Here is a 13,175-nt window from a genome sequence, read left to right on the forward strand (position 1 = left end):
ATGCCGCTGGCTGTAACCTATGACTTTGGTTGAAATATCAGGCGGGCTGGGCAACCAATTGTTTCAGTATGCCATGGCGCGCAGGCTGGCCCTGCGGGGAGACGGCATCATGCATGCGGACCTTTATCAGCTCGGCCTGCCGCAGAATCAGCCTCCACGAAAATTCCGCCTAGATCTTTTCCATTCGTGCGTCCAGCCTCTCCCATGGCACTGCGTTTGGCGTTACAGCAAAAGGGAGTTCCTGGACCGGCTGACACGCCGATATCTACCGAAAAAACTAGCGCGCAGACTATTGTCGCTGGCTGCCCGCAGGGGCTTAAAGTCCCCCTGTGCCTATCGCTTTGATGCCTGTGTCTCCGGGCGGCCTAAGCCCATGCTGCAAATCGGCATGGTTGTCTCTGAGCGGCAGTTTCACTTTGATCCGGAGGTGCTGGATCTGTCTGGAGACCTGTTGCTGATGGGTTACTGGCAGACAGAAAAGTACTTTGCAGACATCGCGCCGCAGCTCCGCGCCGAGCTTCAAGTTAAGACTCCACAGACAGGACAAAACTTGGCGGTTGGCTGTCAGATGCGTGCACAGCAGTCAGTATCGCTGCATATCCGGCGGGGTGATAAAGCGGTGGCAAAAGATTTCAACGGCTCCACTGCGGAGTATCACCAGCGCGCCATGGCATGGTTTCGTGAGCGCCTTTCCAACCCGGTCTTCTTTGTCTTCACTGATGACTGGGACTGGGTCCAGCAGCATCTGCCTGCAGCGCCTGATGTCATACATGTGAACCACAATAGCCAGGATCAGGAATATGAAGACCTCCGTCTCATGAGCCAGTGCCGACATCACATCATTGCTCTCAGTTCCTTCAGTTGGTGGGGGGCCTGGCTCAATCCCAGCCCTGACAAGCTAGTCGTCTGTCCGCCTCATAAGCGGTGGTTCAATTTTCCCAATTGTGACACCGTTGACATCTTTCCGGATACATGGGTTCAGATCGACGACCTTTGAAGGCCGTTTGATCCGCAAGACTCGGAAACGAGGTGTTGGAAATGTGCTTCAAATTAAATCTGGCATAAGCGTAAATTTGCTCCTGCAAAAGACGCTGCTAAATAAAATTTCACTCCGGGAGGTCCATTGATCAAATTCGAATCAAAAACTCAATCGTTTGTCAGTGGCAGCCTTTAGATTTTTCACGTATGATTCTGGTTCAAATAGCTGGTGGATTAGGAAACCAGATGTTTCAATATGCTTTAGCGCGCAAACTGGCGACCAAGGGGGATGGCATCGTGCTGGCCGATACGTATCTGCTGGGTGTGCAGATGCATCCTGCCAGAAAATACCGCCTGGATAAGTTTCGAGTTCAGGCTCCTCGTGTCCCTTGGCACTATGTGATCCGTTATAATCCAGGGGAGTTTCTAACCCGTCTGGCTCGCCGCAACCTTTCTGCTCCACAGGCTAAGCGTCTGCTTTACCGGTTCGAGCGTTTGGGGTTCAAGTCTTCGTGCGACTATCGCTTTTACAAGTACGAGCCGGGCCAGCCCCAGCCGCCCTTGCAGGTCGGCAGGACGGTCTCTCAGCGCCAGTTCCATTATGACCCCGAGGTGGAGAATCTCTCGGGCGACCTAGTGCTCATGGGTTACTGGCAGTCGGAAAAATATTTCACCGACATCGCTCCTCAGTTGCGGGCAGATCTGCAGTTGCGCGCACCATTTGCAGGGGAGGATGCCAAAGTCGCGGAACAGATGAAACAGACTCTTTCCGTCTCCCTACATGTTCGCCGTAGCGACAAGGCGATAGCCAAGGACTTTAATGCAAGCGATTCGGTATACTGCCTCCGTGCCGTCGAGTGGTTTCGTTCCCGGCTGGACTCTCCGAAATTCTTTGTTTTTTCCGATGACTGGGAGTGGACACGGCAGCATCTGCCTGAGGCATCTGACATTCAATACGTCGCCCATAACAGCGTGGGCCAGGATTTGGAAGAATGGAATTGGGAAGAAAATCTTAGCCTGATGAGCCAGTGTCGTCATCACATCATTGGCCCCAGTTCATTTAGTTGGTGGGCCGCCTGGCTGAATCCTGATCCGAACAAAATCGTACTGAGCCCACCGCACCAGCGCTGGCTCAACTTCCGGAACTGCGACACTTCCGATGTGATTCCTGCATCTTGGATTCAGATCGATGATCGCTGATAGTTGACCGCTCCCCTCTGGGTCCCTTCTTTTTTCTTATCTCCCGACTCTGGCACATGAAACTCAGTCCCAATGCCATTCGAAAACCCAGTCCTTGGTTTGTGCTGCGCTGCCTCATCAGCCAATTGCTAGGACGCTCCAATCAGGTGTTACAGTCCTACCGCAAGGACCGGATATCTCATGTGGAACTGGAGCTGGATCTCCCCTTGCTGCTCACCAAGAAAAATCCGCTGCTCATAGATGTGGGAGCCAATGCAGGACAAACCATCTCCATGTTCAAACGTGTTTTTGACCAGCCGGTGATTCACGCCTTCGAGCCCAACAAGACCCTCGTGGAAACCCGGCTGGCAAAGGACTATGGGCACAACAAAAACATCGTCCTCAACGCCGCCGGGCTCGGCGCTGAACCAGGTGTCCTCAAGCTCAATCATTTCGAAAAGGATCAGATGTGCTCCTTCCTGCCCTTGGATAATGGCCAGCTCAATCCTTATGCAGGCGAGGCCGTGGTCAGCAGTTCGGAGGTGCCGGTCTGGACACTCGATCAGTATGCGCATAAGCATTCACTTGGAGAGATTGATCTGCTTAAAATAGACACCCAGGGCTATGATCTACAGGTGCTGCTCGGCGCGGAAGGGCTTCTCGCTGCCGGCAGGGTGAACTTCATCATGCTGGAGATTAATTTCATTCCGCTCTATGTCGGGCAGCCGGAGTTTTTTGAGTTGGATTCCTTTTTGAGCAAGCGCGGTTATGCATTGGTGGACTTGTATGAAAAAATCTGGGTCGAGAACCGCATTGGATGGTGCAACGGCTTGTACCAGAAAATCTGAACATTTACTCCACCGCGATCGACGGCATTCTTTACCCCTCATCTGATGAAACTCACCTCCCACGCCACCCACATTTCCAGTCCTTGGTTCGTGCTGCGTTGCCTCATCAGCATGCTGCTGGGGCGCTCCAATCAGGTGCTGCAGTCTTATCGCAAAGATCGCATCTCCCATGTGAATCTGGAGCAGGATCTGCGCGTCTTGCTACCCCAGACCGGCCCGCTCATGTTCGATGTCGGGGCCAACAAGGGCCAGACCCTGGCCATGTTTCAGCGTGTTTTTGACCAGCCTGTCATTCATGCGTTTGAGCCTAACAAATCCTTGGTGGAAAAGGTGCTCACCCCGGCGCATGCGGGCAGCACGAAGGTCGTGATCAATGCTGCCGCATTGGGGGCGGAGAATGGTGCCCTCACCTTCAATGAATGTGATAATAATGAACTCAGCTCGTTCCTTCCCATGGAGTCCAGCGAGCAAAACCCGTTTAAAGACAGAGTGGTCAGTTCTAGCACTACCGTCCCTGTTTGGACGGTGGATGGTTATGTCACCGAGCACGGTCTGCCCCAGCTCGATCTGTTGAAAATTGACACCCAGGGATTTGATCTTCAGGTTCTCCAGGGCGCACGCCAGCAGCTCTCTGCAGGCCGCATCTCTCTTGTGATGCTGGAGATCAACTTTATCCCCATGTACGTCGGTCAGCCCACTTTCGGTCAGGTGGACGCCTTCTTGCGCGAACATGGGTACGCATTGGTGGACATGTATGAAAAAATATATCAGAACAATCGGCTTGCCTGGTGTACGGGCTTGTATCAAAAATGCTGATCAAGTCTGTTGAACCAAGCGAGTCGCCGCCCGTTTCCTTCATGCGGCTGTGCAATCGAGGCATCTTCTAAGCCATGGGATTGGTCAGTGTCGTAGTTCCAACCTTCAATCGTGCGGGCTTGATCCGCAGATGCTATGACTCCGTAGTGCAGCAGGCGCATCGTCCCCTCGAATTCCTCGTGGCAGACGACTGCTCCACTGACGACACCGCCGCCGCAGTGCAGCAGCTTCCTGCAAAGGAAAATGTGTCCGTTGTTTACCTGCCACAGTTCACCAACCGTGGCGTGTCAGCGGCACGAAATGCGGCCATTCGTGCAGCGCGTGGGGAGCAGATTGCCTTGCTGGACTCGGACGACGTCTGGTATCCAGGGCATTTGGCAACGCTGCAGGCCGCGCTGGAGTCCTCCGGCGCAGACATCGCCTATTCCCGTGGCGACATCCGGGCCGGCCCTGAAGCTCCGCCGTCCGGTCGCAGCAGCTTCGGTCCCACGCCTTATGAGGAGCAAAATACTTCTGAATGCCTTTTTTATTACAACTTTGTCCTCCCTTCGGCTACGCTCGTGCGCGGCGGCTTTTTTGAGAAGACCGGCCTCTTTGACGAAGACCCGCTGATTCAGCATGCGGAGGACTGGGACATGTCACTGCGTGCCGCTGCCGCCGGAATGAAGTTTGTTCACGTGCGTGAAGCGACGGTTTGCTACACCACCCCAGCCAAGGTGCCTGAGGCCAAGATGCAGATGATGATGCGCCGCTTTAATCACTGCCTGCGCAAGCACCGTGGCTATGCCGGTGCCGCTGCTTCTCGCCGCCGGTTCACTCGTGGGTATTATTTCTTCTGGCTTGGGGTCATGCTCGGTGTGGTGAATGCTGAATCTCAGGACCTGTTCCGTGAAGCTCGGAGGCTGGCATGGACGACTCCCTCGCTCCTGCTGCCGTCCATCTGCGGCCTTCTTCAGCCACATCTGCCCCCCTCCAGCCAGCGCCTGGGCCACCGCGTGCTAATGCGACTCCTTCGCGGTTTGCGCGCCAGACATCGAACCCTGCGTGGTTTTCCTGACCCATGGGACTGAAACAGTCTATAAACTACCGGGCTGACATTGACGGCCTGCGCGCACTCGCCGTGCTGGCGGTGATCCTTTTTCATGCCGGACTCGGCGTGCAGGGGGGCTATGTCGGCGTGGACGTATTCTTCGTAATCTCAGGCTACCTCATCACCGGTCTGATTTTGCAGGATATGGAGCAGGGCAAGTTTAGTCTGCGCGCCTTCTGGGAGAGGCGCATCCGTCGCATCATGCCCCCGCTGGTGGTGATGCTGCTTTTTACCCTGGCCGCAGGCTGGCTGCTGCTGCTGGCGGAGGACTTCAAAGAACTCGGCCAGTCTGCTGTAGCTCAGGCGCTGCTGCTTTCGAATGTGTTCTTCTGGCGCGAGTCGGGCTACTTTGAACAGAGCGCTGACCTCAAGCCCCTGCTGCATACTTGGTCTCTTGCGGTGGAGGAGCAGTTCTATCTGTTTTTCCCCCTTGTGCTCGTGGCGCTGCGGAAGTTTTTCCCATCTTTGCTGCGCCCCCTGCTTCTCATCCTGCTTATGACCTCGCTCGTTATTGGCATTTATTGGTGCCGTACCCGTCCAGAGGCTGGCTTCTACCTGCTGCCGTCCCGCGCCTGGGAACTCCTGATTGGGGCCTTGCTCGCCATGTCATCCTGCTCCTTTTCACCGTCCCGACGCTGGCTTCCAGAGTTGCTGGGCATGACCGGACTGGGAATGATTTTGTATGCCGTGTTTGCGTTCAGCACCCGCACGCGCTTTCCTGGAGAAGCCGCGCTGCTCCCTTGCATTGGCAGCGCTCTGGTCATCGCTTGTGGCACGAGATCCATGGCTGGCCGCCTGCTCGCATTGCCGTGGCTGGTGGGAATTGGTCTGGTCTCTTATTCGTTGTACCTTTGGCACTGGCCCTTGCTGGTTTTCTCCAAATACTGGGCATCCGTGCCACTCACCGTCTGGCAGCGGATCATGCTGCTGGCTGCCACTGGCATCCTCGCGGCGCTGTCTTGGAAATGGGTTGAACAACCGTTTCGTAAACGCGTCGTCTGCGGCAGTCGCCGCTCCATCTATGCATTTGCCGCAGTTTGCTCGGGTCTCATGCTTGCGCTCGGCTTGGCTCTGCACCTTTCGCACGGCGTGCCCGCGCGTATTCCGGCTGCAGCACAAATCTACGCCGCAGGCAGGTCTGACAGCATCTTTCGCAAGGAGGTCAGTCTGGAGCAGGCGCAGCGCGGAGAATTCGTCATTCTTGGCGGCAAGGAACACCGCGCTCCCGGTGTTCTGGTCTGGGGCGACAGCCACGCCATGGCTCTCCTGCCGGTCATCGATGAACTATGCAAAGAGAAAGGTGTCCAAGGCTTCGCCGCTGTGCACTACCAGACCCCGCCTCTCCTCAGCTACGTGCCCGCTGGCCCTTACAGCCTGAAAGACAAGACCCCGCTTTTCGGCGCTGCTGTTCTGGACTTCGTGCGTTCCAAGAAAATCCCCAGGGTGGTCCTCACCGCCTCCTGGAACTATTACTTCGAGGCAGACAACAGCGGCAGGATTCGGCAGGCCCTGCTCGACACTGTCACCTCACTGAAAAACGTCGGTGCCAGCGTCTGGGTCATGGAAGACGTGCCCAACCAGCCATTTGACGTTCCCCGCCGTCTCGCTGCCGAGGTCATGTTTTACCGTGGCGATGTGAACCTCATCGGCCTGCCTCTGGCCACACATCGTGCCGATTCCATCCAGCAACATGAAGTCTTGCAGAGTCTGGCACCTCAGCATTACACCCTGCTCGATCCCGTCGGCATCTTCCTCAATCCCCAAGGCTTCTGCCGGGTCGCTGCCGATGGCAGAGCACTCTACACCGACAGCAGTCACATCAGCACTCAGGGGGCGCGCTTCCTACGCCCTCTAGTAAAATCCATTTTTGACTGAAAACCTGCGGGCTTGAAAAAAATTTATTCAAAGTTGCTTCGCCGTCCCCATGACTTCAACTCACCCGGCGCTGCCTCTAACACTTGACGCAGAAAAGCCGTACTGCTGTTTTGACGGGCTAAGCACCGAATTCTGCGCCACTTGCCAAAAGCCCACGTCATAAGTGATTTTGATCTATGCCAGCCACAAAATACGATAACGTCCCAGGGGATGTCAGATCGGCGAAACAGGCTGGCGTACCTATCATCGTTGGCAATGACAGCCACGGCTTTTGGCCCAGTATTAGACGCGCAGTCGAGGAGTCGTTCAGAACTGACTTCAAAATCAGTGGAACCTTCTGTTCCAGCATCAAATCCACGCTCTTCTGACCCCTGAAAATAGCTCCTTTTTTCCACCCAACCTACCACCATGAAAAGTCTCCTTGTCACTGGATCCTCCGGCCTCATCGGCTCTGAAGTTGTCACCCATTTTTCCGAGTCCGGCTGGACCGTCCATGGCGTTGACAACAACATGCGAGCCGATTTCTTTGGCCCTGGCGGCGATACCCGGTGGAACACCCAGCGCCTCAAAGACCAATTCCCCTCTTTTCACCATCATGAGCTCGACATCCGCGACCGTGCAGGGGTGCAGAATCTCCTCAAGGAACTCCGTCCAGACGCGATTGTTCACACCGCAGCACAACCGAGCCACGACCTTGCCGCCAGCCGTCCCTTTGACGACTTCGATGTCAACGCCGTCGGCACCCTCAACTTTCTCGAAGCCGCGCGCCTCGCCTGTCCGGAGTCCCCATTCGTCCACATGAGCACCAATAAAGTCTATGGCGACGCTCCCAATGAGATTGCCCTTGTTGAGCTCGAAAAACGCTGGGACTACGCTGACAGCACTTACCATGACGGCATCCGGGAAACCTACCGCATCGATCAGTGCAAGCACTCTCTCTTTGGTGCATCCAAAGTCGCCGCTGACGTGATGGTCCAGGAATACGGCCGCTATTTTGGCATGCCCACCTGCGCACTCCGCGGCGGCTGCCTCACCGGCCCCAATCACAGCGGCGTAGAGTTGCACGGCTTCCTTAGCTACCTCATACGCTGCAATCTCGAAGGCAAAACCTACCGCGTGTTCGGCTACAAAGGCAAGCAGGTCCGCGACAACATCCACAGCCACGACGTCGTTGCCTTTATGGAGCACTTCATCGCCGCACCACGCCAGGGCGAGGTTTATAACATCGGCGGCGGTCGTGCCAATTCCATCTCCATCCTTGAAGCCTTTGACCTCATCGCAGCCATTTCCGGCAAGCCCATGAAGTATGAATACGTGGATCAAAACCGCCAGGGCGATCATATCTGCTACATCTCCAATCTCGAGAAGATGAAGGCCCACTATCCCGGCTGGGACATCACCAAAGACCTCCAGACTACCTTCCAGGAAATTTACCAATCCTGGCTTGCGCGCACTCAGGCATCCTAATTGTTCTCATTCCCTCTTACCGCACGCCTTCCCATGTCTGATCCCTCCACCCCCACGACTCCCGAAATCCCTGTTCTCTGGGGTATGGCTGCCATTGAGGGCATGCGCAAACGGATCCTTGAAAGTGCAGAAGCGCACGCCGCCGAACGCGATTACCACATCAGCCGCAACAAGTACTTCTACGACCTTGTTGGCAAGGAACTCAAGACACTCATCGGGGATGCTGGACGTCTGCTGTTTGTGCGCTGCCAGACCGGCAAGCTGCTGGAGTTTGTGCGTGCGGACTCGGTGCATGCAGTGGAAGTGAGCCCCCTGATGGCAGAACTCGCACGTCAGAAGCATCCGCATGCTGACATCCGTGTCATGGACCCCGAGAAGGAGCTTCCAGCGGGGCCATTTGACACCGTGCTCATTCAGGACACCACGGACATGGTCGATATCCAGGCAATGCTGGACCATGTCCGTGCAGCCTGTCTCCCGCACACGCGGGTCGTCATTCACACTTACAACCACCTTTGGGAGCCGCTGATCGGCATGGCCGAAAAGTCGCGCCTGAAGACCCCCAAGGTGGAACCGAACTGGCTCTCCGTTTCAGACTATGAAGGATTGCTGAGACTGTCCGGCTTCGAACTGCTACACGTCTCGCGCCGTGTGCTGATGCCCTTCAAAGTTCCTTTGCTCGGCCATCTGATCAACAAATTCATTTCCTGGATGCCGCTCATCGACCGGTTGAATCTCTGCCACTTTATCGTGGCCCGGCCAGATCCACAACCTCGCCCCCCCTCGGAATACAAGATCTCCGTCATCATCCCCTGCAAAGATGAAAAGGGCAACATACGCAGTGCCGTGGAGCGTATGCCCGAACTCGGCCGCGAGACCGAGATCATTTTCTGTGATGATAAATCCACCGATGGCACGCCTGATGAGGTGCGGCGCATGCAAGCCGAGTTTCCGCACAAAAATATCCGTCTGGTCGATGGGCCAGCCATCTCGAAATCACGTAATGTCTGGGCCGGTTTTGCTGCTGCCACAGGTGACATTCTCATGATCTTGGACGCGGACCTTACGGTCATGCCTGAGGAACTGCCGCGGTTCGTCGCCGCCATTGCTTCAGGCAAAGGGGAGTTCATCAATGGCTCCCGAATGGTATATCCCATGCAGGGCCAAGCCATGAAGTTCGCCAACATGTTGGGCAACAAGGGCTTCGCCTCCCTTTTCTCCTACTTGCTGGGTTCCACGGTGCGTGACACCTTGTGCGGCACCAAGGTGTTGTGGCGCAAAGACTGGGAAAAAATTCGTCTTATGATTGACACCTGGGGAGCGGAAGACCGCTGGGGCGACTACGAGCTGCTATTCGGTGCAGCAAAGCTTAACTTACGCATCGTTGACTTGCCCGTGCACTATCAGGAGCGCGTCTATGGCGACACGAAGATGACACGCCGCTTCAAAAACGGGCTTGTCATGCTGCGCTTCTGCTGGGCTGCGTTTCTAAAGCTCAAGCTGCCACAGATCTGAGTAACGAACAAAGCACATGTTAGAAATTGCTCAGCACGACATCGAGATTCAGGAGAACCGCGCACATTGGGAGCGAAAGCCCGTGCTGCGTCTTGTGTATGAAGCATTCTACCAGGGCATCGCCCGCTGGACTCTTTCGGGAGGAGAGGGCGTGACACTGGAGCTTGGCTCTGGCATGGGAAACATCAAGAACACGCTTCCCGACTGCTTGACCTCCGATCTATTTCCCAATCCGTGGCTGGACCGTGTCGAGAATGCCTACGCCCTGAACTGGTCGGACAAAACGGTCGAAAACTTGATCCTCTTTGACGTCTTTCACCATCTGCAGCATCCGGGCCGAGCTTTCACAGAGATGGCGCGTGTAGTGCGCCCCGGCGGCAGGGTCATCCTTTTTGAGCCTGGTATGGGCTTGCTTCCACGGCTAATCATGCGGTTCTTTCATCATGAACCGCTCGGCTTTGGGCAGCCGATTGAGTGGGATGCTCCGCAGGACTTTGACCCAGCGAACCATCCCTACTATGCCGCACAGGGAAACAGCTGGCGTGTGTTTGTTCGGAAGGAAGGGCTTTCCCAGCATGTGCTGCGCGACTGGAAGGTGCTGCATGTGGGGCGTGAGCCCGGCTGGGCTTGGTTGATGTGCGGTGGTCTGCGCGGGCCGCAACTTTATCCAGATGTGTTGCTGCCAGCCGTGCAATGGCTTGAAAAGTGCCTCTCCTTTCTGCCATCCATCTTTGCCGGACGGCTGCTGGTTGTGCTCGAGAGAAAGTCTGGCTCATGACAAGCAGCATGATCGCCAAAGAACTGCTCTTTTTGAATCATAAGCCCCGTTGCCCATGATAGCGCATGCAATTGCCAAAGGTGAGACTAGAGCATCTTGACTGCTAGGGCAGTGTTTGTCGTTTTCATGATGGTGCTCTGCATCTCGTTGCGGTGTTTGTGTTGTTTCCAGTTGGCACACAGGGCGCTGTTTGCCCAAGCATTTCGCACGAGACAGCTCGCCGCCGTCCAGCAGGTGGTTTTTGGGTTCTTTTTTTGCGCAGCATTGACGTCAAGCCCGACCTGGTCCGCCCCAGTGTCCGATCACCCCAGCGCTCTTCCTTGATGCCGTCGTTCTTTGCCCATTCTTCAGTCTAAACTAATTCCTCGAACAAATGCCATCCCTCTCTGACTTTCGTCGTCTGGCAACCATGTGGCAGGCTTTTCTGCCTTGGCTCGCAGCCGCCGTAGGTGTTTTGCCATTCCTTCTTCTCAGCGCTTACTCCTACCCTTCAGCAGATGATTGGCACCTAGCTGCCGACACCATGGAAAAAGGTTTCCTGCAGTCCAACGTGGATTACTACACGCGCACTACTGGCAGGTTCTTCTCCTCCGCCTTCCTTTTCATGAATCCCATGCTGCTCTCCTTCGGAGCTTTCAAATGTTACAGCCTCTCCCTCGTTGCAGGTCTGGTCCTCTGCACACGCTGGGCAGTAGGTGCATGGTTTCCCGCCGCATCCAATACCTGGAAGTGGACGGCGGCACTCACGCTCGTCGTGGCGTTCCTGTGGGGCATGGCGGCTCCGGTGCAGGGTTTTTACTGGGGAACTGGTTCAGCGGGCTATACCCAATCAGCCTTGTTCACCCTCGCCATCGCAGGCTTGTTCGGCCGACGCAGCTTGAATCCTGCCTGGCGGCCGCATCCTGCAGTGCTCGTGCTCGCCTCCCTTCTCGCCGTCGCCACCACCGGTTGCACTGAAGTCGCCATGGCCCTGCTCCTGCTCCATGTCGCCGCGTGGAATGCCGTTTATTTCTGGATCAACCGCCGCATCAGCCGTCCCTTGGCGATCCTGCTGCTCGCGACCATCCTTGGTGCAGTGATGGTCGTCCTTTCACCTGGCAATGCTCTCCGCAGTGAGTATTACTCCAACGGCGTTAAACACGTTCTTCCCGCAGCAGTTGCGCTCGCGGTCAAGCTCGGCATCAAGCAGGTGCTCCTTTGGCTCGTTTTTGTCCCGTTCGCGCTGCTCTCATTCGTAGCTGTCGTCGCTTGGCCAGAGCACGCCCCTGTCTCACGTCAGCGCTGCTGGGAACTCATTGCTGCCGCCCTCGTGCTCATGGCATGCACAGTGTTCGGTGCCTATTTTCTTGGCACCTGGAGCATGGGGCACTGCATCCCGATGCGTGGGGTGAACTTGGTGCTCTTTTTCTTTATCATCGACTGGCTCGCCCTGTTGGCAGGTCTCATTGCGCTGCTCCGCACCGCCGCCGTCGAGTTGCCACGGCCCGGCCTCTTTCTTTCATTCGGCCTCGTCTGCATTCTACTCGTCAGCTTTGCCAGCTCCCCTAATAATGTGAAGACCGCCTGGCGTGACCTTCTTTCAGGCGATGCCGCCCGTTACTCCGCAGAGCTCACCAAACGGCATGAACTCCTGCGCTCCACCCGCGAGCAGGACGTGCTCGTCCCACCGCTGAAGTCCCGCCCAAAAACGCTGTTCTTTAACGACCTCACCCCAGACCCCCTCAACTGGCGCAACACAGGCTGCGCTCGCTTTTTTCGCAAGCGTAGTGTTGCCATCACCACTTCATCCTCCCAGCCGTGAATACTAAAACCAAGATTGGCCTCGCCAAACTCCTCTATCATGCATTGCGGCTTGTTGGCGTCAGCCGGAAGCGCATCATCCTCCGACATGGCGTGCGCTTTGACGTTGACCTTGCCGAGGGCATAGACCTCTCCCTATTTCTCTTTGGCAGCTTTCAGAAATGGGTCATTGATCAAACCCTGCTCCCTAACAAAGACAACTTTTGCGCCATCGACATCGGTGCCAATATCGGCGCCATCTGCCTCCCTCTAGCCTGCCGCTACCCCGGTTCGCGCATCATTGCCGTGGAGCCCACCGACCACGCGTTCAAGCGGCTCCAACGCAATATCGAGCTCAATCCCGCGATTCAGTCCCGTATCAAAACCATTCAGGCCTTCATGGGAGACGGCTCCCAGGCGGCAGCCCCGGGCATGATCGCCTATCCCAGCTGGCGTCTCGACAAGGTCGCAGGCGAGCGCCACTCCGTCCACCTGGGGCAGGCGCACGTGGTCACCTGTCCTACACTCTCCATTGATGGCCTCGTCGAGCAGGAAGGCCTCGATCACATCGACTTCATCAAGATCGACACTGACGGCCACGAATTCGAAATTCTTAAAGGCGCACGCACCACCCTCGAGCGCTGGCGTCCAGTGCTGGTCTTTGAATTCTGCTTTTACGAAAATGAAAAGCGCGGCTACAGCTTCGCCGACTTTAGTGCTTTTTTCAACTCATTGAACTACGACATCTGGCTCTGCGACAGGAAAACGCGCATCCCGGATGAGGCTGCTGCCAGACGCGTGGTGCCAGAGCTCGGTTCCTGCGACTTTGCGGCCGTTCCGCGATGAACCC

The 13,175-nt window shown here is 56.1% G+C and carries 11 protein-coding genes; all 11 read left to right on the top strand.

The genetic code is table 11. The features are described 5' to 3' along the window. Nucleotides 1-19 precede the first annotated feature (19 nt). The 11 genes from HNQ65_RS00115 (at nucleotide 20) to HNQ65_RS00165 (ending at nucleotide 13,171) form a co-directional block, all read left to right on the top strand. Nucleotides 20-997, top strand: coding sequence for an alpha-1,2-fucosyltransferase (locus HNQ65_RS00115; RefSeq protein ID WP_184337231.1), 978 nt, complete (start codon nucleotides 20-22; stop codon nucleotides 995-997). 188 nt (nucleotides 998-1,185) lie between these two features. Next, complete coding sequence (locus tag HNQ65_RS00120; RefSeq protein WP_184337232.1) at nucleotides 1,186-2,178, top strand: alpha-1,2-fucosyltransferase; 993 nt, start codon at nucleotides 1,186-1,188, stop codon at nucleotides 2,176-2,178. A 101-nt stretch (nucleotides 2,179-2,279) separates the two neighbouring features. After that, nucleotides 2,280-3,005, top strand: a complete 726-nt coding sequence (locus tag HNQ65_RS00125; RefSeq protein WP_184337233.1) for an FkbM family methyltransferase — start codon at nucleotides 2,280-2,282, stop codon at nucleotides 3,003-3,005. Between the two features lie 45 nt (nucleotides 3,006-3,050). Then, nucleotides 3,051-3,821: an FkbM family methyltransferase gene (locus HNQ65_RS00130; protein ID WP_184337234.1), complete on the top strand. Its 771-nt coding sequence runs from the start codon at nucleotides 3,051-3,053 to the stop codon at nucleotides 3,819-3,821. Nucleotides 3,822-3,895: 74 nt separating this feature from the next. Beyond that, entirely contained in the window at nucleotides 3,896-4,891 is a 996-nt protein-coding gene (locus HNQ65_RS00135) for a glycosyltransferase family 2 protein (RefSeq protein WP_184337235.1), read from the top strand. Next, complete coding sequence (locus tag HNQ65_RS00140; protein WP_184337236.1) at nucleotides 4,882-6,786, top strand: acyltransferase family protein; 1,905 nt, start codon at nucleotides 4,882-4,884, stop codon at nucleotides 6,784-6,786. Before HNQ65_RS00135 ends, HNQ65_RS00140 begins: the two co-directional genes overlap by 10 nt. Nucleotides 6,787-7,194: 408 nt before the next feature. Continuing rightward, the gene (locus HNQ65_RS00145; RefSeq protein ID WP_184337237.1) at nucleotides 7,195-8,253 is read left to right on the top strand and encodes an NAD-dependent epimerase/dehydratase family protein; all 1,059 of its coding nucleotides are present in this window, start codon (nucleotides 7,195-7,197) and stop codon (nucleotides 8,251-8,253) included. A 33-nt stretch (nucleotides 8,254-8,286) separates the two neighbouring features. After that, nucleotides 8,287-9,768 carry a bifunctional class I SAM-dependent methyltransferase/glycosyltransferase family 2 protein gene (locus HNQ65_RS00150; protein WP_184337238.1) on the top strand — a complete coding sequence of 494 codons (1,482 nt, stop codon included), beginning with the start codon at nucleotides 8,287-8,289 and terminating at the stop codon, nucleotides 9,766-9,768. A gap of 16 nt (nucleotides 9,769-9,784) precedes the next feature. Continuing rightward, nucleotides 9,785-10,546: a methyltransferase domain-containing protein gene (locus HNQ65_RS00155; protein WP_184337239.1), complete on the top strand. Its 762-nt coding sequence runs from the start codon at nucleotides 9,785-9,787 to the stop codon at nucleotides 10,544-10,546. 409 nt (nucleotides 10,547-10,955) lie between these two features. Continuing rightward, nucleotides 10,956-12,347: a DUF6056 family protein gene (locus HNQ65_RS00160; protein ID WP_343076548.1), complete on the top strand. Its 1,392-nt coding sequence runs from the start codon at nucleotides 10,956-10,958 to the stop codon at nucleotides 12,345-12,347. Continuing rightward, the gene (locus HNQ65_RS00165) at nucleotides 12,344-13,171 is read left to right on the top strand and encodes an FkbM family methyltransferase (RefSeq protein WP_184337241.1); all 828 of its coding nucleotides are present in this window, start codon (nucleotides 12,344-12,346) and stop codon (nucleotides 13,169-13,171) included. Before HNQ65_RS00160 ends, HNQ65_RS00165 begins: the two co-directional genes overlap by 4 nt. The last annotated feature ends 4 nt before the right edge of the window (nucleotides 13,172-13,175 follow it).

The organism is Prosthecobacter vanneervenii (assembly GCF_014203095.1).
GTDB classification, from domain to species: Bacteria; Verrucomicrobiota; Verrucomicrobiia; order Verrucomicrobiales; family Verrucomicrobiaceae; genus Prosthecobacter; species Prosthecobacter vanneervenii.

Excerpts from the sequence above, each read along its gene's own strand:
- HNQ65_RS00140 (WP_184337236.1), top strand. The coding sequence starts at position 4,882 with ATGGGACTGAAACAGTCTATAAACTACCGGGCTGACATTGACGGCCTG.
- HNQ65_RS00160 (WP_343076548.1), top strand. The coding sequence starts at position 10,956 with ATGTGGCAGGCTTTTCTGCCTTGGCTCGCAGCCGCCGTAGGTGTTTTG.
- HNQ65_RS00150 (WP_184337238.1), top strand. The coding sequence starts at position 8,287 with ATGTCTGATCCCTCCACCCCCACGACTCCCGAAATCCCTGTTCTCTGG.
- HNQ65_RS00135 (WP_184337235.1), top strand. The coding sequence starts at position 3,896 with ATGGGATTGGTCAGTGTCGTAGTTCCAACCTTCAATCGTGCGGGCTTG.
- HNQ65_RS00130 (WP_184337234.1), top strand. The coding sequence starts at position 3,051 with ATGAAACTCACCTCCCACGCCACCCACATTTCCAGTCCTTGGTTCGTG.
- HNQ65_RS00120 (WP_184337232.1), top strand. The coding sequence starts at position 1,186 with ATGATTCTGGTTCAAATAGCTGGTGGATTAGGAAACCAGATGTTTCAA.
- HNQ65_RS00145 (WP_184337237.1), top strand. The coding sequence starts at position 7,195 with ATGAAAAGTCTCCTTGTCACTGGATCCTCCGGCCTCATCGGCTCTGAA.
- HNQ65_RS00115 (WP_184337231.1), top strand. The coding sequence starts at position 20 with ATGACTTTGGTTGAAATATCAGGCGGGCTGGGCAACCAATTGTTTCAG.
- HNQ65_RS00155 (WP_184337239.1), top strand. The coding sequence starts at position 9,785 with ATGTTAGAAATTGCTCAGCACGACATCGAGATTCAGGAGAACCGCGCA.